Source organism: Nonomuraea basaltis, assembly GCF_005893125.1.
GTDB lineage: Bacteria > Actinomycetota > Actinomycetes > Streptosporangiales > Streptosporangiaceae > Nonomuraea > Nonomuraea basaltis.
In genome coordinates this window covers 12,990-33,355 of record NZ_VCJS01000143.1, presented here as the reverse complement: position 1 = coordinate 33,355, position 20,366 = coordinate 12,990, and the positions used below count along the sequence as shown (strand labels likewise).

Annotated in this window: 26 protein-coding genes and 1 pseudogene; 10 read left to right on the top strand and 17 right to left on the bottom strand. The window is 71.5% G+C overall.

Annotated features, from left to right (window positions below):
• Positions 1 to 271 precede the first annotated feature (271 nt).
• From EJK15_RS45275 to EJK15_RS45265, 3 genes are read right to left on the bottom strand one after another with little or no spacing between them, the layout of a single operon-like run.
• Entirely contained in the window at positions 272 to 922 is a 651-nt protein-coding gene (locus EJK15_RS45275; protein WP_138716642.1) for a GPP34 family phosphoprotein, read from the bottom strand.
• Positions 897 to 1,166 carry a type II toxin-antitoxin system antitoxin gene (locus EJK15_RS45270; RefSeq protein ID WP_138716641.1) on the bottom strand — a complete coding sequence of 90 codons (270 nt, stop codon included), beginning with the start codon at positions 1,164 to 1,166 and terminating at the stop codon, positions 897 to 899. Before EJK15_RS45270 ends, EJK15_RS45275 begins: the two co-directional genes overlap by 26 nt.
• Before the next feature lie 5 nt (positions 1,167 to 1,171).
• Positions 1,172 to 2,122, bottom strand: coding sequence for an SPFH domain-containing protein (locus EJK15_RS45265; RefSeq protein ID WP_138716640.1), 951 nt, complete (start codon positions 2,120 to 2,122; stop codon positions 1,172 to 1,174).
• A 357-nt stretch (positions 2,123 to 2,479) separates the two neighbouring features.
• On the opposite strand from EJK15_RS45265, the gene EJK15_RS45260 reads away from it, so the two are divergent.
• Positions 2,480 to 3,115 carry a TetR/AcrR family transcriptional regulator gene (locus tag EJK15_RS45260; RefSeq protein WP_138716639.1) on the top strand — a complete coding sequence of 212 codons (636 nt, stop codon included), beginning with the start codon at positions 2,480 to 2,482 and terminating at the stop codon, positions 3,113 to 3,115.
• A gap of 479 nt (positions 3,116 to 3,594) precedes the next feature.
• On the opposite strand, the gene EJK15_RS45255 is transcribed toward EJK15_RS45260, so the two are convergent.
• Positions 3,595 to 4,371 (bottom strand): TetR/AcrR family transcriptional regulator, encoded by a 777-nt coding sequence (locus EJK15_RS45255; protein ID WP_138716638.1) that lies wholly within the window; start codon positions 4,369 to 4,371, stop codon positions 3,595 to 3,597.
• Between the two features lie 112 nt (positions 4,372 to 4,483).
• Between EJK15_RS45255 and EJK15_RS45250 the strand changes: the two genes are divergently transcribed.
• Positions 4,484 to 6,301, top strand: a complete 1,818-nt coding sequence (locus EJK15_RS45250) for an MFS transporter (RefSeq protein ID WP_240777625.1) — start codon at positions 4,484 to 4,486, stop codon at positions 6,299 to 6,301.
• 174 nt (positions 6,302 to 6,475) lie between these two features.
• Here EJK15_RS45250 and rpsR read toward each other — a convergent pair whose 3' ends face one another.
• Together rpsR and EJK15_RS45240 are read right to left on the bottom strand one after the other, a co-directional pair.
• Positions 6,476 to 6,712 (bottom strand): 30S ribosomal protein S18, encoded by a 237-nt coding sequence (gene rpsR, locus EJK15_RS45245; RefSeq protein ID WP_138716636.1) that lies wholly within the window; start codon positions 6,710 to 6,712, stop codon positions 6,476 to 6,478.
• A complete protein-coding gene (locus tag EJK15_RS45240; protein WP_240777624.1) occupies positions 6,709 to 7,839 on the bottom strand; it encodes a CobW family GTP-binding protein in 1,131 nt (376 codons plus the stop codon). Before EJK15_RS45240 ends, rpsR begins: the two co-directional genes overlap by 4 nt.
• Before the next feature lie 74 nt (positions 7,840 to 7,913).
• On the opposite strand from EJK15_RS45240, the gene rpmG reads away from it, so the two are divergent.
• Genes rpmG through rpmF form a run of 4 tightly spaced genes read left to right on the top strand, consistent with a single transcriptional unit; the run spans position 7,914 to position 8,793 of the window.
• A complete protein-coding gene (gene rpmG, locus EJK15_RS45235; RefSeq protein WP_138716634.1) occupies positions 7,914 to 8,078 on the top strand; it encodes a 50S ribosomal protein L33 in 165 nt (54 codons plus the stop codon).
• Between the two features lie 9 nt (positions 8,079 to 8,087).
• On the top strand, positions 8,088 to 8,324 hold the full coding sequence (gene rpmB / locus EJK15_RS45230; RefSeq protein WP_138716633.1) for a 50S ribosomal protein L28: 237 nt from the start codon (positions 8,088 to 8,090) through the stop codon (positions 8,322 to 8,324).
• Positions 8,324 to 8,623 (top strand): 30S ribosomal protein S14, encoded by a 300-nt coding sequence (rpsN, locus tag EJK15_RS45225; RefSeq protein ID WP_138716632.1) that lies wholly within the window; start codon positions 8,324 to 8,326, stop codon positions 8,621 to 8,623. The genes rpmB and rpsN overlap by 1 nt, the downstream gene beginning before the upstream one ends.
• A gap of 2 nt (positions 8,624 to 8,625) precedes the next feature.
• A complete protein-coding gene (rpmF, locus tag EJK15_RS45220; protein ID WP_138716644.1) occupies positions 8,626 to 8,793 on the top strand; it encodes a 50S ribosomal protein L32 in 168 nt (55 codons plus the stop codon).
• A gap of 123 nt (positions 8,794 to 8,916) precedes the next feature.
• Here the strand turns inward: rpmF and EJK15_RS75275 are convergent, their stop codons facing one another.
• The 3 genes and pseudogenes from EJK15_RS75275 to EJK15_RS45210 all read right to left on the bottom strand — a co-directional run bounded on the left by EJK15_RS75275 (position 8,917) and on the right by EJK15_RS45210 (position 11,648).
• Positions 8,917 to 9,141, bottom strand: coding sequence for a hypothetical protein (locus EJK15_RS75275; protein ID WP_240777623.1), 225 nt, complete (start codon positions 9,139 to 9,141; stop codon positions 8,917 to 8,919).
• 193 nt (positions 9,142 to 9,334) lie between these two features.
• Positions 9,335 to 9,592 (bottom strand): annotated as a pseudogene (locus EJK15_RS77930) (SDR family NAD(P)-dependent oxidoreductase); the annotation flags it as partial.
• Between the two features lie 49 nt (positions 9,593 to 9,641).
• Positions 9,642 to 11,648 carry an AfsR/SARP family transcriptional regulator gene (locus EJK15_RS45210; protein ID WP_138716631.1) on the bottom strand — a complete coding sequence of 669 codons (2,007 nt, stop codon included), beginning with the start codon at positions 11,646 to 11,648 and terminating at the stop codon, positions 9,642 to 9,644.
• 299 nt (positions 11,649 to 11,947) lie between these two features.
• Here EJK15_RS45210 and EJK15_RS45200 point away from each other — a divergent pair, with 299 nt between their 5' ends.
• Positions 11,948 to 12,595: a GNAT family N-acetyltransferase gene (locus EJK15_RS45200; protein ID WP_206061500.1), complete on the top strand. Its 648-nt coding sequence runs from the start codon at positions 11,948 to 11,950 to the stop codon at positions 12,593 to 12,595.
• Between the two features lie 28 nt (positions 12,596 to 12,623).
• Here EJK15_RS45200 and EJK15_RS45195 read toward each other — a convergent pair whose 3' ends face one another.
• Together EJK15_RS45195 and EJK15_RS45190 are read right to left on the bottom strand one after the other, a co-directional pair.
• Positions 12,624 to 13,301 (bottom strand): alpha/beta fold hydrolase, encoded by a 678-nt coding sequence (locus EJK15_RS45195; RefSeq protein ID WP_138716629.1) that lies wholly within the window; start codon positions 13,299 to 13,301, stop codon positions 12,624 to 12,626.
• 11 nt (positions 13,302 to 13,312) lie between these two features.
• Positions 13,313 to 14,476, bottom strand: a complete 1,164-nt coding sequence (locus EJK15_RS45190) for a YbfB/YjiJ family MFS transporter (protein WP_138716628.1) — start codon at positions 14,474 to 14,476, stop codon at positions 13,313 to 13,315.
• A gap of 81 nt (positions 14,477 to 14,557) precedes the next feature.
• Here EJK15_RS45190 and EJK15_RS45185 point away from each other — a divergent pair, with 81 nt between their 5' ends.
• Positions 14,558 to 15,151 (top strand): TetR/AcrR family transcriptional regulator, encoded by a 594-nt coding sequence (locus EJK15_RS45185; RefSeq protein ID WP_138716627.1) that lies wholly within the window; start codon positions 14,558 to 14,560, stop codon positions 15,149 to 15,151.
• Between the two features lie 56 nt (positions 15,152 to 15,207).
• On the opposite strand, the gene EJK15_RS45180 is transcribed toward EJK15_RS45185, so the two are convergent.
• The 3 genes from EJK15_RS45180 to EJK15_RS45170 form a co-directional block, all read right to left on the bottom strand.
• Complete coding sequence (locus tag EJK15_RS45180) at positions 15,208 to 15,663, bottom strand: GNAT family N-acetyltransferase (RefSeq protein ID WP_138716626.1); 456 nt, start codon at positions 15,661 to 15,663, stop codon at positions 15,208 to 15,210.
• A complete protein-coding gene (locus EJK15_RS45175; protein WP_138716625.1) occupies positions 15,660 to 16,265 on the bottom strand; it encodes a TetR/AcrR family transcriptional regulator in 606 nt (201 codons plus the stop codon). Before EJK15_RS45175 ends, EJK15_RS45180 begins: the two co-directional genes overlap by 4 nt.
• Positions 16,266 to 16,375: 110 nt before the next feature.
• Positions 16,376 to 16,546, bottom strand: coding sequence for a hypothetical protein (locus EJK15_RS45170; protein ID WP_338089924.1), 171 nt, complete (start codon positions 16,544 to 16,546; stop codon positions 16,376 to 16,378).
• Positions 16,547 to 16,891: 345 nt separating this feature from the next.
• On the opposite strand from EJK15_RS45170, the gene EJK15_RS45165 reads away from it, so the two are divergent.
• The gene (locus tag EJK15_RS45165) at positions 16,892 to 17,767 is read left to right on the top strand and encodes a DUF8189 domain-containing protein (RefSeq protein WP_138716624.1); all 876 of its coding nucleotides are present in this window, start codon (positions 16,892 to 16,894) and stop codon (positions 17,765 to 17,767) included.
• Between the two features lie 372 nt (positions 17,768 to 18,139).
• Here the strand turns inward: EJK15_RS45165 and EJK15_RS45160 are convergent, their stop codons facing one another.
• Positions 18,140 to 18,727 carry a dihydrofolate reductase family protein gene (locus EJK15_RS45160; RefSeq protein WP_138716623.1) on the bottom strand — a complete coding sequence of 196 codons (588 nt, stop codon included), beginning with the start codon at positions 18,725 to 18,727 and terminating at the stop codon, positions 18,140 to 18,142.
• Positions 18,728 to 18,830: 103 nt separating this feature from the next.
• Here EJK15_RS45160 and EJK15_RS73355 point away from each other — a divergent pair, with 103 nt between their 5' ends.
• On the top strand, positions 18,831 to 19,346 hold the full coding sequence (locus EJK15_RS73355; RefSeq protein WP_206061499.1) for a hypothetical protein: 516 nt from the start codon (positions 18,831 to 18,833) through the stop codon (positions 19,344 to 19,346).
• Here the strand turns inward: EJK15_RS73355 and EJK15_RS45145 are convergent.
• Both EJK15_RS45145 and EJK15_RS45140 read right to left on the bottom strand, forming a co-directional pair.
• Positions 19,279 to 19,734 (bottom strand): DUF6463 family protein, encoded by a 456-nt coding sequence (locus EJK15_RS45145; RefSeq protein ID WP_138716622.1) that lies wholly within the window; start codon positions 19,732 to 19,734, stop codon positions 19,279 to 19,281. The genes EJK15_RS73355 and EJK15_RS45145 overlap by 68 nt on opposite strands.
• The gene (locus tag EJK15_RS45140; protein WP_206061498.1) at positions 19,731 to 20,348 is read right to left on the bottom strand and encodes a DUF2867 domain-containing protein; all 618 of its coding nucleotides are present in this window, start codon (positions 20,346 to 20,348) and stop codon (positions 19,731 to 19,733) included. The genes EJK15_RS45145 and EJK15_RS45140 overlap by 4 nt, the downstream gene beginning before the upstream one ends.
• Between the last annotated feature and the right edge of the window lie 18 nt (positions 20,349 to 20,366).

Here is a 20,366-nt window from a genome sequence, read left to right as displayed (position 1 = left end):
CTCCCCCGGCCGTACGGCGAAGCCGATCCCATCCAGGGCGACCTTGCCGCCGGGGGCGTCGGGGCCGCCCGCGAAGCGCTTGCGCAGTTCGCTGATCTCGAGCATCAGGTCCTCTCCTTCATCATGGGTCAATCGTGGCTTCCGAGCCGTTCGCCCTGGTAGTCGTGGAAATCATGTGCTCGATGGCGCGGGGCCGGGCCGGTGCTTCGAATGACGTGGTCAAGTGATCTCCTCCGAGAGCCGGCGGTGGGAGCCGCCGTGATTCGTCGTGTCAGCCGCTCGACGCCGCCGACCTGGCCTCCTCGACGCTCTTGCGCAACGCGGTCGCGATCGGCTCGACGGGCGCGGACAGCTGCTGGATCCGGTCCCGGCGCAGACGCGTCTCCCGCCAGGAGGGAACCACCGTCTTGAGCTGGGCCGCCGTGGCCAGCGCCGCCAGGACGCGGACGTCCTCGTCCAGGTGCCCGACCGGCCGGCCGCCGCGGATGGCCCGGCCGACGCGCTCGGCTAGCCTGCGCGACAGGTACGCCTTGCGCGGCGTGATCCGCTCGACCGGGAACAGCAGGATCCGGCGCCGCTCCACGCTGATCATCCGGGCGGCCGCCAGCTCGTCGCGTACCACGCGGACCGCCTTGCCGTTGTCCTTCTGCACCCACCGCCGCCACGAGCGGGGCGGCGAGTTCGAGATCTGCTCCCAGACCACGGCCCGCAGGGAACCCGGCTCGGCGGCCGGGGCGGTGAGAGCTCGCGCCTTGCCCGACTCGTCCGCCAGGTTGCCCGCCAGCAGCAGCTCGGCGAGGGTGGCCGCGCGCAGCAGGTAGCCCAGCTCGCCCCGCTGGGTCAGCTTCTCCTTCCGCAAGTCGAAGGCCAGTAGGAAGGCCGATCGGGTCAGTGACTCACCCTGCTTCACTTGCGTCTCCATCCGCCCGCTCCTCTTCTTCTTCCTGATCTGTGCCGTCCCCTGTGCCGTCCTCTGGCGCCTTCCTCGGCCGTCCGCGTGGGCGCATCCGCCCCACCCCGTCGGGCAGGCGTCCGGCCTCGGACAGGGCCCTGCGCAGCAGGAACTCGATCTGGGAGTTCGTGCTGCGCAGCTCGTCGGACGCCCACCTGGCCAGCGCGTCGTGAACCACCGGGTCAAGCCGCAGCAGGATCTTCTTCCGCTCCACGGTGACTAGTGGTAGAGCGTGCCCGTGTTGAGCACGGGCTGGGTGTCGCGGTCACCGACCAGCACCACGAGCAGGTTGCTCACCATGGCCGCCTTGCGCTCCTCGTCCAGCTCGACCACGTCGTGCTCGGCAAGCTTGGCCAGGGCCATCTCCACCATGCCGACCGCCCCCTCGACGATCCGCTGCCGAGCCGCCACCACTGCGCCCGCCTGCTGGCGGCGCAGCATGGCGTGGGCGATCTCGGGCGCGTACGCCAGGTGGATGATGCGGGACTCGATGACCTTCACCCCGGCGGACGACACCCTGGCCGCGATCTCCGTGGACAGCCGCTCGTTGATCTCGTCGGCGTTGTCCCGCAGGGACAGCTTGGGCTCGCCGTGCGCGTCGTACGGATAGCTGCCCGCGATGTGCCGCACGGCCGTCTCCGTCTGGATGGCCACGAACTCCACGAAGTCGTCCACCTCGAAGACCGCCTGCGCGGTGTCCTGCACCTGCCAGACCACCACGGTCGCGATCTGGATCGGGTTGCCGTCCGCGTCGTTGACCTTCGTCACGTCCGTCTCGTGGTTGCGGATCCTCGTGGACACCCGCCGGCGCGCCGTGATCGGGTTGACCCACTGGAAGCCGGGGGTGCGCAGGGTGCCGACGTACCGGCCGAGCAGCTGCACCACCCTGGCCTCGCCCGGCGCCACCGCGGTGAGGCCGAAGTACATGAAGAACCCGAGCAGGATCATCAGGCTGCTCACGATGACCACCCACATGCCGCCCTGCCCGGCCCCCGAGGCGAGCATGACGATTCCCACGACGAGCAGCGCGATCCCGGCCAGGTCCAGCGCCACCGCCACCCCCAGCATCACGAACCCGTTGCCCGCCCGCACCGGGTGCTCGCTCGTGTGCGGTGCGGGCATGTCCACGACGGCGGCCCCGAGTGCGGCCCCGCCCGATGTGTTCGCCATCGTCCGTCCCTTCTACGTGACTTCATCCTGCTATCAAAGTGATATCACTTTTTCGGCGACAGTGGAAGGCCATAACACCGTGGCTCTGATGACTACAGACGGCTACTTTTCCCCTGATGGCACGGACTCGAGCGGAGGGCCGAACAGCGGAACAGCCGGTAGTGATGGGGCATCCCGTCGCAGGTCAGGGGACGGTGCCGCAGCGGCTTTCTCGTGGTCGTGGCCCTCGTTTCAGACGCACGTGCTAGAGTAAAACGTGCGTTGCATCTAGTAAAACGTATCGGGTAAGTCCGCTGATGCGGCAAATCGGCCGGTCGGCAGCGGAACGAGGTCACGTTGGATGACGGGGAGGCACCCATGATCGGCCGGGATGCGGCGAAGACACGCTCCCGCGGCGGGCTCGCGGACAAGCGCCGGGCGATCCTCGCCGGCGCACTGACGGTGTTCGCGCGTGACGGCTACGCCCGGGCCAGCATCGATGCGATCGCGGCGACCGCCGGAGTGTCCACGCGCACCATCTACAACCACTTCACCGACAAGGCCGAGCTCTTTCAGGCCGTCATCCAGGAGAGCGGCCATCGCGCGGCCGAGAGCCAGATCGCCGTCATCGACCGCCACCTGCGCAAGATCACCGATCTGGAATCCGACCTCATCGATTTCGGTCGGGATCTGGTTGTCCTGGCGCCCGAAAACACCGACCACTTCGCGCTGGTCCGGCAGATCAACGCCGAGGCCGGGCACATCCCCCAAGCCGCCATCGACGCCTGGCAGCAAACGGGGCCGTCCCGTGTCCGACGCGAACTGGCCCGCCGGCTCGAGCAGGCTGCCGAGCGCGGACTGCTCAATCTGCGGGATCCGGAACTCGCGGCCCTCCATCTCATGGCGCTCCTGTCGGTCGCCGCCCCCTCGCCGCACACCGCCGCCCCCTCGAAAGAGAAGACGACCGAAATGGTCACCGCAAGCATCCGTGCCTTCCTCCACGGTCACACGTAGCCACGCCCGCGGTCCCGCACACCGGCGGACCGGACGAGATCGGCAACGACGCCCACGGGGGACTCCACGACCATGGGACCTGCTCATCCTGGCCGCCGGCGGCTCGAGGCTGGGGTAGGGCGGCGTGTGCCGGGCGTGACGAAGAATCTCGCGCGCCGGCGCCGTTTGGGCCGCCGTGGACGGGTAGGTCCGGGGGTTTGCGTGACCGGCGGGACCGCCGGCAGAGCGTTGACGCTCCAATGCGCTCGCCGAGCAATGACGACGACCGGTCCTAATCGCCCTGATCAACCAGCCGTTCTTCGGCTTCTGATCGCGGCTCTCATCGGGTGATGGCGCGCGTACGGCTGCTCGCGGCCGTACGCGCGCCGACAGCTCGGCCAGGCGGCGGCCCAGCCCGTCGACCCGCATGGCCGACGTCGTCGAGGGCTGGCCTCGCTCCCCTCACGGCACGTCGGCGAGGTCGGAGGGCAGGGGAAGCCCTACGTCTCGTTGCTCTGCGGGCGCGGTGACCGTCTCCTGTTCGTGCTCGTGCCGGCGTTGCCGTGTTGCTGTCCTGCGTCATGCGGGGATGGGAGGCCGAGGGAAGTGATCAGGCTGATCATCTCGTCCTGGTAGACCGCGGAGGGATCACGGGTGAGCCCGCGCAGATGGCCGTAGATCTCCAGGGCGACCAGGCCGTGCATGCGTCCCCACACGCGAAGCGTGAGCGCGACCGCGGCGGGCGGCAGGCCGGGGAAGGAGCCCTGGATGGCGTGGGCCAGGCTCGGTTCGAAGTCGGACCATGCGTAGTCGCCGCCGCCCGCCTGGCGCCCGGCTTCCGGCCAGGCCGCCGCGACGAGCCCGGTGAGGCCGGTGCAGGCGCGGTGCTCGGCCTCCTTGGCGGGACCGTCCGCCGGGGCGTGGTAGCCGGGAACCGGATCGCCGTAGATCAGCCGGAAGCCTTCCGGGTTGGCCAGCGCCCACTCGCGTACGGTCTGCGCCCAGGCCAGAATCCGCCCGCCCGGGTCGTCGGCGGGCACGGTGTCGCGCGCGGCCTCCGCCCTGCCCACGAGCGCGGTGTAGACGTCTCCGATGAGCGTGGTCACCAGATCGTCGCGGGTGGCGAAATAGCTGTAGATGGCGCCCGCGGTCATGCCCATTTCGCGGGCGATAGCGCGCAGGGAGATGGCGTCGGGGCCGCCTGCGGCCATGAGCTTGAGCGCGATCGTCTTGATCTCCGCCGTGGTCTCCGCGCGTAGCCGCTCGCGTCTGCTCATCGTCTGATCTCCCACGCTTGACACTCTACACAGTTCCGCTACTGTTCGCCAGTATGAAATTTGAACGGCGTGTAGAAATCAATCTCCGTGTAGGTGGTGTCTCTTGACCTCTGTGGTTTCCCGCGCCCCCACCCGCGCGGAACGTCCCGGCCTCAGGCTGGCTTTGCTGGCCTTCACGCAGCTCATCGTGGCTCTTGACTACAACATCGTGTACGTGGCGCTGCCCGACATCGGCGCGGCCCTGGGCTTCAGCGCCCAGTCCGTGCAGTGGGTGGTCAGCGCGTACGCCATCGGCCTGGGCGGGCTATTGCTGCTGGGCGGGCGGATCGTCGACAAGCTCGGTCCCCGCAGAATCTTCGTGCTGGGCCTCACGCTGTACGGCGTGGCCTCGCTGGCCGGCGGCCTGGCCACGGACTCAGGCCTGCTGCTTGCCGCGCGCGCCGTCCAGGGCGTCGGCGGCGCCCTGCTCACCCCCGCCACGCTCGCGCTGATCTACCGGGGATTCGCCGAAGGGGCCGCCCGCAACCGCGCGCTGGGCGCCTGGGGCATGGCCGGCAGCGCGGGCCTGGCCGCCGGGTCGCTGCTGGGCGGCGTGCTGACCAGCTACCTGGGCTGGGAGTGGGTGTTCTTCGTGAACCTTCCCCTGACCATCGGCGCCGCCGTCGCCGCGCCCCGGCTGCTGCCCGCCGATCCTCGCCGTACTTCTGATCTGGGCGGATTCGACGTTCCTGGCGCACTGCTGGCCACGGCGGGCTCGACGCTCCTGGTGTTCGGCCTGGCCAGCGGGCCGGAGACGGGTTGGGCGACGGTGCGCGGCGCCGGGGCGCTGGCCGGCGCTGCGGCGCTGCTTGGCCTGCTGCTCCTGGTCGAGTCGCGCAGCCGGGACCCGCTCATCCCCCTGCGGTTGCTGCGGCAGCGTGGCCTGGCCACGACGATGGCCGTGATCGCGGTGTTCCAGGGCACGCTCGGCGGCGGCTACTACGTCCTCACCTCCTATCTGCAGCCGGTACTCGGCTACAGCGCCCTGGAGGCGGGGCTGACGTTCCTGCCACTCACCCTCGTCTGCATGGCCGCCGCGTTGAAGGCCGCACCGGTGATGCTCGGCCGGTGGGGGATCCGTACCACGCTGAGTGCCGGGATGTTCGGCACCGGGATCGGGATCGCGGTGCTGATCACCGGCATGCCCCTCGGCGGCGGGTTCTGGACGCTGCTGCCCGGCAGCGTCATCTGGGGTTTCTTCGGCGGCGTCGCGTTCGTGGCGCTGTTCGCCGCGGCGGGCGCCGGCGTGGCGTCACGGGAACAAGGTGTGGCCTCGGGTCTGGCCAGCACGGCGAAGGAGGTCGGCGGGGCGATGGGCCTGGCGGTCTTCGTCGCCGTCGCCACCGCCGGCCTGAGCGCCGGTGCGGCGCCGTCAGCCGAGGTGCTCGGCGGCCTGCAGGCGGCCGGATGGGCGGCCGCGGCCGTCACCGCCCTCGGGGGCCTGGCCGCCCTGCTCCTCAAACCCTCCACTTCTTCGTCTTCGCCCCGGCAGTCCACCACATCCCCTGGAAGGAACCACCTCATGAGCGCCGCCGACCTGCAGACCGTCAATGACCTCGTCCTCAAGTACCTCGGCATCTGGAACGAGCGCGACGCCGTGGCCCGGGAGGTCCTCATCAAGGCCGTTCTCACCGAGGACTCGGTCTACGCCGACCCCGACTACGAGGGCCTGCACGGGCGCACCGAGCTCTCCGCCGCGATCGGCCGGGCCCAGGAGGGGTTCGGCGATCTGGTGTTCAGCCTCGGCACGCTGATCAACGCCCACCATGACACGGCGCTGTTCACCTGGAAGCTGGGCGCGCCCGGCTCCGACACACCCGTCGCCACCGGCCACGACGTCGTGGAGCTCACGGGCGATCAAATCCGCCGCGTGGTCGGATTCTTCGGCTGACACCCCAAGGATCGACGCAGGCGGCCGGCTCGTCTCCGCTCGGGCCGGTCGCCTCGCCGATTCGCCCAGTTCGTCGGGTCTCGCGGTCGGCGTCGTACCACGACCGGGCGGGCCGGCGGCACGCCCCGCTCAAGGATGTCGCCTGGGCGCTCGCCCGGGTCACCGGGCGTGCGGTTACGTGGCCGCGCGGGAGGAGTACGGGAGCAGGGCCATCTCGCGGGCGTTCTTGATGGCCTTGGCCAGCTGCCGCTGCTGCTGCACCGTGACGCCGGTGACCCGGCGGCTGCGGATCTTGCCCCGGTCGGAGACGAACTTGCGCAGCAGGTTGACGTCCTTGTAGTCGATGCGGTCCACGTACAGGAGCGGGTTGGCCTTCTTGCGCGGGGCGCGGCCGGGCTTCGTGCGGGTCATGCGATCTCCTTCAGGTCGAGGATGGGGGCGAACGGGTCGTCGAGGCGCGCGCCGGCCCGCTGCTCCCGCTCGGTGAGCAGGCAGGCGTCGAGCAGTCCGCTCAGGCGGCCGGTGTCGAGGTCGGGGCCGGTGAAGACCAGGTGCTGGACGCGGTCGCCGCGTTCGGGGTCCCAGTCCAGGGAGGCGGCCAGGCGGCGGGCGGGGGAGACGAGATCCCAGGCGGCCTCGGGCAACGCGGCCAGCCAGGGCCCGGCGTCCTCCACCGAGACGATCCCGGCCACCGCGTCCCAGGCGAGCATCCGGTCGGGCCGGCCGGCCAGCCAGAAGCGGCCGCGCGAGCGTACGGACTCGGTCACCAGCTCGTCCACGGCCTCGAACAGGCGGCCGGGATGCAGCGGCCGGCGCTCGCGCCACACCATGGTGATGATCTCGTCGGTCTGGGCGTCGCAGGGCAGCTGGGCGGTGGCCGGTTCGACGCGTTCGGCCAGCTCCGCGGTGCACAGCGCGGCGCCGGTGACGGGTGGCAGGGCGGTGATCGGGTGGACCTGGGTGAGCGGGGCCAGGTGGGCGAGCACCGCACGTGACAGCTCCCGGTCGCCCTCGTCGCCGCCATGCAGCACCAGGGCGGTCGGGTACTCGATCTGCCGGGCCAGGACCTCGGCCAGGTAGCGCTGGTCGCCGGCGGCCGCGGGCTTGCCGACCTCGGCCAGGCGTTCGCCGCGGGTGATGTCCTCGGGCATGACGCCGGCGTCCAGCGCGGTGAGCACGCCGGTCAGGCGCAGCAGGTCGCGGGCCTGCTCGCAGTCGACTGCCTCGGCCACCGAGCGCGGCTCGACCGAGTCCCAAAGGTCGGCGATCAGCAGCGTGGCGGTGGGCGCCAGCCTGATCAGCTGGGGGAGCAGGTCCTCGCGCACGGTGCAGGTCACGCAGCCGTGCGCGAGGCGCACGTCCGCCTCGTCCCGTACGCCGGCCCGGTCGCGTACGGTGCGCCGGACCAGGCCCCGGGTGACCTGGCCGAGGTCGTGGTGGACGGCGACCGAGCCGGGATGACCGGCCAGGAGCCGCTCGACGGTGGCCGTGCGTGCCGGGCCGTGCAGGCCCGCGACGAGGACGACGGGGGTGGACACTGAACCTCCAGTTGCCAAAATGAAAATCGTTGTCGTTATCATGGCATAGGTTCGCAACCCCGGAAGGAATCGCTTTGACCAGAAACGAGCTGCGCCCGGTGATCAAACTCCGTTCGACCGCCGGAACCGGCTACACGTACGTGACCACCAAGAACCGGCGCAACGATCCCGACCGGCTCACCCTGCGCAAATACGACCCGATCGTGCGCAGCCACGTGCCGTTCCGCGAAGAGCGATGAAAGGAAACGATGTCCGCCCACTGCCAGCTCACCGGCGTCAAGCCGGTCTTCGGCAACCACGTCTCCCACTCCCACCGGCGCACCCGGCGGCGCTGGAACCCCAACATCCAGCGCCGCCGCTACTGGCTGCCCAGCGAGGGCCGCTTCGTCCGGCTGACGCTCAGCGCCAGGGCGATCAAGACCGTCGACACGATCGGCATCGAGAGCGCCGTCGCCCAGATCCGGGCGCGGGGAGGGAAGGTCTGATGGCGAAGAAGAGCAAGATCGCGGCCAATGAGCGGCGCAAGGCCGTGGTGCTGCGCCACGCCGCGCGGCGGGCCGAGCTGAAGGAGCTCGTCCGCACCGGCACGCCGCAGCAGCGGTATCAGGCCGTACGGGAGCTGGCCCGCCAGCCGCGCGACGCCAGCGCCACCCGCGTCCGCAACCGCGACTCCATCGACGGCCGGCCCCGCGGGCACCTCACCAAGTTCGGGCTCTCCCGGGTGCGCTTCCGCGAGATGGCGCTCCGGGGCGAGCTGCCCGGCGTCACGAAGGCGAGCTGGTGACCGTGGCCGTACCCAAGCGCAAGACCTCCCGCAGCAACACCCGGCACCGCCGCAGCCAGTGGAAGGCCGCCGTACCGGACCTGGTGCCGATCACCGTGAACGGGCGCGAGCTGCTCGTGCCGCGCCCGCTCGTCCGCGCCTATCAGAGAGGAATGATCACGGTCCGCTGAGAGGTTCGGCCCGGTAGGGCTCCTTGCCGTCGGTGGTGCCCACGAGCATCCACACGTGACGCGACGGCGCCCCTGGGCCGACCGGCGCGTCGCGCACGCGGCCATTGCCGCGGCATGCCCGGGTCATCCGGCGGGTTCGGCGGCCAGCATCGCCGCGCTGCGCTCCCACAGCCGCCGCGCCACCTCGGCGTCGTCGGCCAGCTTGTGCGTGGCCGCCTTCCGCCGCCTCTCGTAGTGACCGCCGGGGATCCAGTCGGCGCCCGGCACCGAGGTGGCCAGCCAGACCAGGGTGTCGGCGCCCTTCTCCGGCGTGAGCAGCAGCCGCTTCAGCGGCGTGTGGTAGACCATCCGGGCCAGGCTGTCCGTCCCACCGGAGAAGTTCGTGGCGACGGCGCCCGGGTGGAAGGAGGCCGCGTTGATGCCCGCCTCGCCGTGGCGGCGCTGCAGCTCCCGGGTGAACAGGATGTTGGCGAGCTTGGCGTCGGAGGTTGACCTGGAAGGTCATCTCGTGGCCGTCGGCCGTCGTCGTACGCGACCCCATGATCCCGCCGGCGTTGTTGACCAGCACGTCGATGGACGGGTAGCGCTCCAGCAGCGCCGCCGCCAGCGCCCGAACCTCCTCCAGGCGGGCGAAGTCCGCCACATGGTGGTCGGCCTCCAGCTCCCTGGCCAGCGACTCCGTCTTCTCGGCCGATCGCCCGACGAGGACGACGTTCTCGCCGCGCTGCCGCAGGATCCGCGCCGCCGCGCGGCCGATCCCGTCGCTGGCGCCGGTGAGGACTATGGTCTTGGCCGCCATGTGGCCCGTCCTTCCGTGGTCGCCCTCCCACCCTAATCCGCGGGCTCCCTCAGCGGAGCGCGGCGAGGTGCTGTGTGACCGGGCCCAGGGTGAGCAGGCCGCTGCCCGCCCCCGCCAGTTCTCCGGCCGCGGGCGCGAGCGCGGCGCGGGCCCGCTCCATCGCCTCCCGGTGGCCGACGGCGGCGGCCGCCCGCGCCACCAGGCACCACATCGCCTCCAGCAGCAGGTCACGCGGCGGGTCCGGCACCTCGCCCAGCGCCGCCGCGGCCTCGTCGCGGCGGCCGCGGGCCAGCAGAACCAGGGGACGGATCCACGGTTCGTACGGTCCCCAGTCCGTCTCGGCGACCTCGATCGGCAGGTCCCGGCGCACGCGCACGCACAGCAGGGCGAGCGGCAGCAGCCCCCGCTGCAGCCCCGGCATGCCCGCGCCGTCGAGCCGGGCAGCGGCCTCCCGGTAGGCCGCCTCCACCTCGTCGGCCGTCGCCTGCCCGGTCGCGTCCACCGTAACCGCCGTCGCCTGTCCGGGCGACGCCTCCTCGACCGCCGTCGCCTGTCCGGTCGCGTCCAGGCGCAGCGCTCGGTACCAGGCGGTGAACACGCCGACCAGCGGCCGTTCGTGCCTCTCGGCCAGGCGTTCCGCGGCGGCCGCGTGCAGGCCGGCCTCCGCGAAGTCGGCGAGCGCGCAGCGGGACTGCAGGCGGATGAGGTGCCCGAGCACCTCGAAGGTGACCAGCCCGTACCGGGCCGACAGCGCGACCAGCTCGGCGCCGATCTCGTCGCGGCGACCGGCCAGGCCCGCCCGGCCGAAGCTCTGCATGAATACGCCGTTCAAGGCGAACGCCAGCAACGCCGGATCGTCCAGCCGGCGCGCGATGTCCTCCGCCTGCCGGGCCGCCTCAGGCCCGCGTACGCCGTGGGCGCCGCGCGACTCCAGGGCGATCGTGGCCAGCAGCCGCGCCCGCGTCGCCTCGGGCGCGCCCGGCGGGACGGCTGTCAGGGTACGTTCGGCCGCGGCCACGACCTGCGCCGCCTGCACAGGGTCGTCCGAGCGGGTCCATATCGCCGGCACGTCGTAGGAGCCGATCACGCGCGCGGTCAGCTCAGCGTCGCCCAGCTCCTCGGCCGCCGCGATCGCCGCCACCCGGTGCCGGCGGGCCGCCTCCAGGCCGCTGCCACCGGTCACGGCGAGCTCGCGCATCAGGCTCACCGTCGACTCCAACCGCGCCCTGGCGCCCGGCGGCACGCTGCGGTCGTAGGCGGCCGCCGCCTGCGCCCACACTGCGGCCGCCGTACCCGACACGGGGTCGAGATGGGGGGCGTGGTGGAGGATGTCGGACTCCAGACGGCGCAGCCCCTGCCCCGGGTCCACGCCCAGGTGCTCCACCAGCAGGGCGCGCGCCCGGCGCAGCACGGCGAGAGCGTCGCCCTGGCGGCCGGTACGGTACAGCGCCAGGGCCAGCAGCCGCCAGGCGTCCTCGCGCCAGGGATGCCCGGCCACGTGCGCGTCCAGGTCGGGCACCGCCTCGGCGGCCAATCCCAGGGCCAGCCGGGCCTCGGCCTGCCGCTCGACGGCGTGCAGGCGCAGCTCGGCCAGGCGGGAACGCTCGGCGCGCACCCAGTCCTGGCCGGCGAATTCGGCGTACGCGGGCCCGCGCCACCAGCCCAGCGCCTCCTCCAGCCGCTCGAGCGTCTCCTCGGGCGGCGACGTGGCGGCGACCACCTGCTCGAAACGCCAGGCGTCCACCGCGCCGGCCGGGGCGCGCAGAGCGTACCCGGGACCCTCGGTGACCAGCAGCCGGGCCGGGGCGCGGGGCGGGCGCTCCGGCTCCAGCGCGCGGCGCAGCGCCGCCACGAATGTGCGTACCGCGCCCACCGCGCCGGGCGGCGGGTCGTCCTCCCACAGGTCCTCCACCAGGCGCGTCACCGGGACGACGCGGCGGCGCGCGACGATCAGCCGGGCCAGCACCGCACGGTGCCGCGGCCCCTTCACATCGATCACACCTCCGGTGCCGTCCCAGGCCACCACCGGCCCCAGCACCCCGAACCCGACCCGCACCGTACGACCGTAGCGCGCTCATCGGATGCTCATCAGCCTGGGCGCCCGGCCTGCGGCACGAGACCGTCGCCTCGGGCCACTTCATGGCCGAGGAGGCCCCCGCCGACGTCACCAAGGCGCTGCGCGACCTGCTCGCCCGCTGACGGTCAGGCCAGGGCGTGCCCACGACGCGAAAACAAGTTGATCAGCGGCCTCCCGAGCTGGATCATGGCCGGATGTCGCGGAACTCGTTGGACCGGGCGCGCCGATTGTGGTCCGGGCTGGCTCGGGTCCCTGTCACGTTTCCCCAGCGTGGTGGCGTGAGCGTGGTCGTCTCGCGCGAGTCGCTGCTGTGCCCGCCGGGATGGGCGGGCGTCGTCACACTGGACGGGGCGATCCTGGCCACCGTGCCCGACGCCGGCCTGATCGAGCCGCTGCGCGGCGTGCTCCTCCACCACCTGGGAGAATCCGGCATCGATCTCGCCCGGCTCCCCGCGCGACTGCCCGTCCAGGACACTTTGGGCCCGGCCACGCTGGCCTACCTCGACGCCGGGCACTTCGCCGCCGCCCATGCCGATACCGAGGTCGAACGCCTGCCGGCGGGTCACCCTGACGTTCGTGCGCTGCTGGCCTCGGTGGACGAGCAGGGCGCCGGCGAAAGCGGCATGGAGAAGGCCGCTTCGGCGGTCTGCGTGGTCCGCGACGGGCAGGATGTGATCGCCGCCGCCGCATATCGGCCATGGCTGGACATGGCGGCGCACGTTTCGGTCCTGACCGCCCCGGAGCATCGCGGTCGTGGCCTGGCTCGCCGGGTGGCCTCGGCGACGGTGGCCGATGCGATGGCGAACGGGTTGCTGCCGCAGTGGCGAGCCCGGCCGGAGGCGTCGCGACGAGTCGCCCGAGCACTGGGTTTCCAGGAGTTCGGCGCGCAGATCAGCGTCCGATGGAGTGCGCGTGTCACCACCTGATGGACTGCCTGGCCCGTGATCCGCACCGTCAAATCCCGGCGCCTGCGCTGTCCAGCAGGATCTTCACCAGGTCGTGCGGGGCGTCCCGCATGAGGTTGTGGCCGCTGTCCAGCGCGTGCGTCCGCCATGAGGGGTCCGTGCACAGTCGCCGGTAGACCGGGGTGAACGGGGACTGGCCGTCCCAGGCGGCCGCGTACACGTAGTCCCTGCGCCGCACGCGTGCGAGGCCGCCGGTGAGATGGAGCGGCTGGAGGAGCGTGGCCAGCGGGTGCGGTGTGGCGCGCGGGTCGAAGAACGGCAGTGGCCGTACCGCGTAGCCGGTGTCCACGACGTCGGCGTACCATTGCCGCTCCTGATCGGAGACCAGGCTCCAGCAGGAGTCGCCGTGGCCTGGGACCATGGCGTCCAGGTACACCAGCGAGCCCACCCGCTCCGGCATGCGGTCGGCGACGCCGGTGATCACCATTCCGCCGTAGCTGTGCCCCGCCAGCACCGCGTCCTGGATGTCCTCGGCCGCCAGTAGGGCGGTCACGTCCTGGATGTGGGTGTCGAGGTTCACCGTGCCGTGCAGCAGGTGGCTGCGCTCGGCGACCCCGGTCAGCGTCAGCGGGAGGACGCGGTGCCCGTGGTCGCGCAGTTGCCTGGCGACCTCCTCGAAGCACCAGCCGCCGTGGCACATGCCAGGAATCAGGACAAAGGTTGTCATAGTTGTGCTCCTCATCGTTCTCGGACTTCAAGGTTCGTACGGTGCTCGCTCGCGGCGATCAGGGCCGCCACGGCGCACAGGACCGCGGTCCACGCGAGTGCGGCGTCGGCCGAGGTGCGGTCGGCGAGCAGGCCCGCGAGCCACGGGCCGATGGTCTGACCGGCGGCGAACAGCGTGGTGAAGGCGGCCAGCGTGGCGGTCCAGTCGGCCGGTGGGGTGGTGGCCCTGATGAGGGCGGTGACGGCGGCGGGCACGCCCATGAAGGTCGCCCCGTACACCATCGCGGAGGCGATGATGAGCGGCGGCGCCGGGCCGGTGAGGGCCAGTGCCGCACCGCCGCCCAGCACGGCGAGCAGCGTGGTGAGGGCTTGGGTGCCGGGCCAGTCGGCGGTCGGGCGGCTCCACAGCGCGGGAGCCGCCACGACCGCGAGACCCAGCGCCGTCCAGGTGAGCACCACTTGCGAGACCGGCGCCTGCCGGCCCGCGAGGTAGGCCGACAGGAAGGTGATGTAGGTGATGTAGCCGGCGGAGAACAGCAGGTAGGCCAGGGCGGTGCGCCACAGCGGGCGCATCCGGGCCCTGCCGCGGGTGGCGGCCGGCGCGTCCCCGTCCGAACCGGCGGCGGCCCAGCTGACCAGTGTCGCCAGCCCGGCGGCGATTCCCAGCCCGGCCCAGGCCAGTCGCCATCGCTCCTCCAGCAGCGGGATGGTGGCGCCGCTGAGGACGATGCCGAGCCCGGTCCCCGCGAAGTAGACGGTGATGGGCGTGCCCGAGGCCGCGCGGGCGGCGATGCGCGAGGCGATCACTCCGCCCGCGATGAACACCGCCGCCCCCGCCGCCCCCGCCACGGCCCGCACGATCGTCAGCGCCAGGAAGTCGTCGCCGATCGCGGTGGCGGCCAGCGCCACCGCAGTCAGCACCATGCCTGCGCGGAAGACGGCGGCGGTCCCCAGGCGGCGTACGGCGGCGGCGGTCACCAGCGCGCCGAGCAGGTAGCCGAGCCCGTTCGCGGCGCTCATCGCCCCGGCCTCGCCCAGGGTCCAGCGCAGGTCGTCGCGCATGGCCGGGACGAGCAGGCCGTAGGCGAAGCGCGCCAGCCCGAGCGCCGAGGCGGTGCCGAGCGCCAGCCACGCCGCCTGCCGAACCGGCGAGATCCCGGCGGACCGGTTGGGCATGGACACACTCCAGAAGATCGAACCGATCGGTACCATCTCGGATGCTAACAGCTGATCGAACCGATGGGTACCATCTATGGCATGCCAGTCGCCAAGGGCTCGACGATCGATCCGGAGCGCACCCGGGCCGCCATCCTGGAGGCGGCCACCTTCATGCTGTACGAACGGGGGCTCGACGGCATCGGCGTCGCCGAGCTGTGCACCCGCCTCGGCGTGTCCAAAGAGACGCTCTACCGGCACTTCGGCACCAAGGACGGGCTCGTCCAGGCCATGCTGGAGGCCCGCAGCGACCGCGTGGTCAGTTGGCTGGCCGAGGCGGTCGCGGCGGCGGGGGAGGACCCGGCCGATCAGCTCGCCGCGGTGTTCGACGCCCTCCAGCAGTGGTACGACGAGCCGGCCTTCCGCGGCTGCGCCATGGTGAACGCCGCCGCCCAGCACCACGTCGAGGCCGTACGCGCCATCACCACCCGCCACCTGGGCCGCCACCTCGACCTCCTGACCGGCATCGCGGCCCGCGCCGGAGCCGCCGACCCGCACCTGCTGGGGCGGCAGCTGCTCATGCTGGTCGAGGGGGCCACCGTCGTCGCCGCGCACCAGGACCCGGCGGAGGCGGGCGGGCACGCACGCCGCGCCGCCCTCACCCTCCTGTCCGCCGCCACCCGTCCCGATCGATGATCAGTTCGTCCGCGGCCTGCGCCGAAGTCCGCCGCGAGAGGTGACGGCCTTGGCCGTTACAGCGGCTTGGCGTAGCAGCGGCTGAGCGGTTTGTCGTGGTAGGGCGGATAGTTGGGGATGGGCGTGTAGCCGGCGCGGGTGTACAGCGCGATGGCCTCGGGCTGGTGGACTCCGGTCTCGAGGCGGATCTCGGCGTGGCCGAAGGCGGCCGCGACCCGTTCGGCCTCGGCCAGCAGGCGCCTGGCGACGCCGCGGCCGCGGGCCGACGGGGACACGTACATGCGCTTGAGCTCGGCGGCGCCGTCGGGGAACGGCTGGATGGCGCAGCAGCCGGCCGGGCGGCCGTCGAGCTCGGCGAGCAGGAAGCGGATGGCCGGGTCGACGCGGGCGCCGCCGTCGCAGGTGTCGTCGGGGTAGCGTGCGGCGAGGTCGGCATCGAGGTCGCGGACCAGCCGGCGGATTCGGGGGTCGTCGCTCGCGGCGGTGGTGATGGTCAGGTCTACGGTGGTCACCGGGCAGGGTTCCCTTCGGGGGTTTCGAGGATCAGGTCGAGGTGGGTCGCCAGGACGCGGCGTTGCAGCTCGGGCGGGTAGGCGCCGGGATCGGTCACGGCGTTGAGCGCCAGGCCGTCCAGGCAGGCGACCAGGCTGCGTACCCGCCATTCCAGGTCCGCGGGCTCCGGCCGGGGGAGGGCGTCGCGTACCAGTCCGGTGAGGCGGCGTACCCAGGAGGCATGGCTGGCCGTGTGGTGGCGCAGCAGGTCGGGATCGGTGCGGTTGGAGAGCTGGAAGTACGCCCAGACGACGGCCTCCAGGCGCCGCTCGGGGTCCAGCGGCAGGGCCTGCTCGGCGACTGAGCGCAGCGTTTCCCGGGCGGCACCCTGCGGGGAGAGCGCGTCGATGCGGTCGGCCATGCGGCGGTGCATGACGGATCTGGCGTGGGCCAGCAGCGCCTTCTTGTCGCGGAAGTAGTGGGTCACCATGCCGGTCGTGCACCCCGCTGCGGCGGCGACCGCGCGCAGGGTCAGCCCATCCAGGCCCCGCTCCGAGACGACCCGCCACACGGCCTCGGACATCGCCTGGCGACGCTCGGCCTGGTCGACCTGTTTCGGCATCGAACCCTCCAGGATGCGTAACCTCTGTTACGTAACAAGCGTTACGCTACCAGGGTCCCGGAACGGTCAGCCACCCCACCCGGTGTGTGCCGCACCAAAAGCCCGCACGGCTATACGGCGCCCGCCGCGCACGCGTACGCCCTTCGGAGCAGCACCTCGCGCTCCGGCGCACTCCGGGTCAGCTGCGCGGCCCGCTCGAATTCGACCCGGGCCTCGTCCATCCGCCCGAGCTTGGCGAGCAGGTCGCCGCGCACCGCGGGCAGCAAATGGTAGTCCCGCAACGCCGAATGCCCGGTCAGCTCGTCGACGATGCTCAGCCGGCTCGGAGGCCTTCCCGACCGGCGTCGTCCACCTCACCTATCAGCGGGCCTGACCGGTTCAACAGGGTCGAACGTCTATCGATCGGACGGTGTACCCGAGGTTCGCGCGAGCTGTGTCGGCGCGGGAACGGCTCTCAATCCAGATCATCTCACCCCCGTGGCCAAACCTCGCGGACCTTGCTGGAAGCCCGCTCCAGAACAGGCGCCCGGTCGGGGATCGGCGGCCCACTGATCTCCGATGCACATCTCGTGATCCACTCACCCGTTGCGTACGAATCAGGCTCACCAACCAGAAAGGGACTCTGCATGAAGCTGACTCGCTGGTTATCCAGGGCCTCCGCGACGACCGCGATCCTGACTGTCATCGCGACGGGACTGGTCTCACCCGCCTCCGCCGCCGCACCGCCGCCGTGGGCGGCCGACCTGCCGGATCTCAGCACACCGCAGATCGCGTACAACCGCGCCGCCGCTCCCGTCGTCACCGGGGTCGCCGCGCGCGGCGCGGACGGGGCGCTGCTGTACAGCCCACGCTCGGGCAATGGGCTCGGCCCCCTCCAGTCGCTCGGCGGGATGATCATCGGGGATCCGTCCGTCGTGGTGACCGTCAACGGCACGCACTTCTTCGTACGCGGCACGGACGACCAGGTCTACACCAACACCATCACCCCGTCCGGCGCGGTCACCGGCTACTCCGTCGTCCCTGGCCTGACCGTGACCGGCGAGATCGAGTCGATCTCGCCGCTGCTGGAGCCGGCCGGGTCCATCGGGATCTTCGCCCGCGGCCCCGACGGCGCGGTGTGGAACAACATCCTGCGCAACGGCGTCTGGACCGGCTGGAGCAGCCTCGGTGGATTCGCCACCAGCGAGATCACGGCGGCCCGCACGTTCGTCGTCCCCCAGTCCACCATCCGGGTCTTCGTCCGCGGCAGCGACCACCGCATCTACGTCAACGCGGTGACGCCGACCGGCGCGAGCGGGTTTCAGCCCCTTGGCGGCCTCCGCGCCACCAGCAACATCGCGGTGGCCGACGACACCATCTTCCCCGGCAACCAGGTCTTCGTCAGGGGCGAGGACAACGCAGTTTGGTACTACAACTTGGTCTCCGCTTCTGACCTGCGAAGAGGGGTCAACAACCCAAGATGGCGATCGCCGTCACTTGCCCGGCGGCCTCGTTCGCGCTGACCAACTGTTCCACACCGTGATCATCGATCACGGCTGTCCCGTAACGCCGACGAGAACCTCGTCATCGGAATCATGTGAGGCCGCCCCCCACCATCAACCGATACCCACCAGCCACAACGCCGTCGGGCAGCCCTGAAGCAACAGCGGGCCGCCAGGAGGCCCGAGTTGGCGCTGGCGATGGTCCGGGGATCTACGCGTGGGGCTGCGCCGCGCCGCCGACGACGCCCGCGGGGCGCGCGGGGCGCGCGGGCCCAGGCGACTCCGGACGATCTGGACGCGCTGGAGACCGATGCGCCGGCCGGGTCCGTCCTCGCCCGCGCTCAGATGCCATGGACACCTCGCCCCGTCGTCACGCTGCGAGGCAAGCGAACGTCAAGGGCGTCGGGGCTTCAGGACGCGGTAACGCAGGTGGGTCACGGACACGGTTCCCGCGACGGGTTTCCCCTCCGGGATCAGCTCGGCCCGCTCCCCGGCGAACAGCGGCGTGCCCGCCCCCATCAGCAGGGGGACGAGGTGGAGCCATACCTCGTCGAGCAGGCCCGCCCTGAGCAACTGCCGGGCGACGTCCGCACCCAGCACCAGGACGTCCTTGTCCCCGGCGGCATCCTTGGCACGTCGGACTGCGGCCTCCAGCCCATCGAAGGCGAACGTCCCGCCGTTGTCGCCGAGGAGGTCCTCCCTGGTCCGGTGGGTGACCACGAAGCTCGGGACGCCTGGCCATGGTGTGCCGCCCCACGGGACCACGCCGAGGTCGAAGGTACGCCGTCCGATCACGGCGGCTCCTACCGCCGCGTCCACCTGCCGGCGGACGCCGATGTCGACCCCGCCGTCCGGCCCCTTCCCGGCCATCCACTCGTGCAGCCGTTCCCCGCCGTCCCCCATAGGCTCCCCCTTCCGGACGTTCGGTCCGGCCGTGAACCCGTCCAGGGACATCGACACATCCAGCACTACCTTGCTCATCGCGAGCCCTCCTTCGATCCACCGGCGCCGCCATCCGGCGCCGTCACGAGAAGGTCGGAGCCGACCCGACCGTCTCGACACCTCGACGGAAAGATCAGTGGGAATGAACGTGAACGTGGAACACCCGGGTTGCTCTCGACTGGCTCCACCACCGGCGCAGCCGCTGGCCCGACTCGCTGACCCGGCGCTCGCCGCGGTCGGGCTCACCCTGCCCAACGCGCTGGAAACCTTCCTCACCGTACGGTTGACCGCCGCGCAACAGGCCGGGGACATCGCCCCCGATCGTGACCCGCGTACCGAAGTCGCCAGCCTTCTGGCTCTCGCCAACGGCCTGACCTCCAGTGTCCTCAGCCGGCAGCGCAGCCACGAGGCCGCCACCAAGATCATCGACTACCGCCTGGACCGCCTGTTCGGGCCCGGCGTCGAGGGTCTGGATGCCGTCTCGATGAACAAGGTCGCTTCTGGTCGGCTGGTCCTGCGGCGCACCGGTCGCGCTGCACTGGGCCAGCCGGAATCCGGACCGAGTCCTGGGGGTGGTGGGCAGGCGCGAATCACGCCGGGTCCATCTCCCGGTCTTGGGCTGCTCCCGACCGATCTTTCTTCCGCGCTGCCAAGATGATGAGTGCCCCGGAGATGATCCCGGCGAAGAACGGGGATGGCACAAGAAGGACGCCGCCTATCACACACCACGTCGCGATGCCCCAGCCGATCCCGGCGGGCACAGCCACCCCGCGTCCAGCGAGGTGCCATGTCAGGCAACCCAAGAGAATCAGGGGCACGGCGAAGCCTCCCGGACCGGCCCAGAAGGTGACCTCATTCTGAAGGGACTCCACCGTCTGGACGGCGCCCCCGTCCGCGAGTACGAGCGGGACGGCTGCCCACATCCCCCGACCCACCCAGCCGGTGATGTCCTCCCAGGCGACGAGCGCCAGCAAGGACAGGTGCCCCATTCCCAGCACCAGCATGATCCCGCTCGCCCAGCGCAGCAGCCGCTTTCGCGAGTTCATCGTGACGTCCCTTCTTCGTACTCCTCCTCCGTATGGTTGCGGTCGCGCCAGGCTCGTTCCCATCGCCGGGTCAGGGCTGGGTAGACGATGAGGTGCCGGAAGGGCGCGATGGCGGCCATGTAGAGCCGCCCGAACCATCCGTTGGGCTTGACGAGGACTGCCATCCGCAGCTCGTAGTCGCCGTTCGCTCCTTGAACCCAGCCGAGATGCATCACGGTGTGCACGGTCTTGTTCGCCAGCTCGCGTGCGGACTCCATGTCGAGCTCGTAGATCGCTTTGAGGGGCATGCTCTCGTTGTCCGGGCCGCAGGGAGCGTCGCGGACGTCGCTGGGCAGGCGGTCGCGGAGCGAGGCAACCCGCTCACCGACGCCCGCTGATGGTTCGTCCCAGCCGAGGAGTGCGCCGAGCTTCCACCGAACGGCGAACAAGAACCTCACCGGCCAGGGCTGCTCCACGGGTCCGCCGGCGGCTCGCATCGCTGCGAGCATCGTCGGGAAGTCGTCAGGCCCGGCTCCGGGAGTGCGGAACGACCACACATCCTCGACCGAGAAGTCACTCGTGAGCTCGTGGATACGCCACGGGTGGGAGGTGTGCGCGGTCTTCGGCAGCTTCACGAGAGCCCCTTTCCGGCG

What these genes read in the sequence shown, in the direction of transcription:
- EJK15_RS45145 (WP_138716622.1), bottom strand. Translation starts at nt 19,734, where the DNA reads ATGAACTCGCGAAAGCGGCTGCTGCGCTGGGCGAGCGGGATCATGCTG.
- EJK15_RS45165 (WP_138716624.1), top strand. Translation starts at nt 16,892, where the DNA reads ATGAAGCTGACTCGCTGGTTATCCAGGGCCTCCGCGACGACCGCGATC.
- EJK15_RS45175 (WP_138716625.1), bottom strand. Translation starts at nt 16,265, where the DNA reads ATGCCGAAACAGGTCGACCAGGCCGAGCGTCGCCAGGCGATGTCCGAG.
- EJK15_RS45255 (WP_138716638.1), bottom strand. Translation starts at nt 4,371, where the DNA reads ATGAGCAGACGCGAGCGGCTACGCGCGGAGACCACGGCGGAGATCAAG.
- EJK15_RS45160 (WP_138716623.1), bottom strand. Translation starts at nt 18,727, where the DNA reads ATGAGCAAGGTAGTGCTGGATGTGTCGATGTCCCTGGACGGGTTCACG.
- rpsR (WP_138716636.1), bottom strand. Translation starts at nt 6,712, where the DNA reads ATGACCCGCACGAAGCCCGGCCGCGCCCCGCGCAAGAAGGCCAACCCG.
- EJK15_RS45275 (WP_138716642.1), bottom strand. Translation starts at nt 922, where the DNA reads ATGGAGACGCAAGTGAAGCAGGGTGAGTCACTGACCCGATCGGCCTTC.
- EJK15_RS45260 (WP_138716639.1), top strand. Translation starts at nt 2,480, where the DNA reads ATGATCGGCCGGGATGCGGCGAAGACACGCTCCCGCGGCGGGCTCGCG.
- rpsN (WP_138716632.1), top strand. Translation starts at nt 8,324, where the DNA reads ATGGCGAAGAAGAGCAAGATCGCGGCCAATGAGCGGCGCAAGGCCGTG.
- EJK15_RS73355 (WP_206061499.1), top strand. Translation starts at nt 18,831, where the DNA reads ATGAACGTGAACGTGGAACACCCGGGTTGCTCTCGACTGGCTCCACCA.
- EJK15_RS45190 (WP_138716628.1), bottom strand. Translation starts at nt 14,476, where the DNA reads ATGCCCAACCGGTCCGCCGGGATCTCGCCGGTTCGGCAGGCGGCGTGG.
- EJK15_RS45265 (WP_138716640.1), bottom strand. Translation starts at nt 2,122, where the DNA reads ATGGCGAACACATCGGGCGGGGCCGCACTCGGGGCCGCCGTCGTGGAC.
- EJK15_RS45195 (WP_138716629.1), bottom strand. Translation starts at nt 13,301, where the DNA reads ATGACAACCTTTGTCCTGATTCCTGGCATGTGCCACGGCGGCTGGTGC.
- EJK15_RS45185 (WP_138716627.1), top strand. Translation starts at nt 14,558, where the DNA reads ATGCCAGTCGCCAAGGGCTCGACGATCGATCCGGAGCGCACCCGGGCC.
- rpmB (WP_138716633.1), top strand. Translation starts at nt 8,088, where the DNA reads ATGTCCGCCCACTGCCAGCTCACCGGCGTCAAGCCGGTCTTCGGCAAC.
- EJK15_RS75275 (WP_240777623.1), bottom strand. Translation starts at nt 9,141, where the DNA reads ATGGTCTACCACACGCCGCTGAAGCGGCTGCTGCTCACGCCGGAGAAG.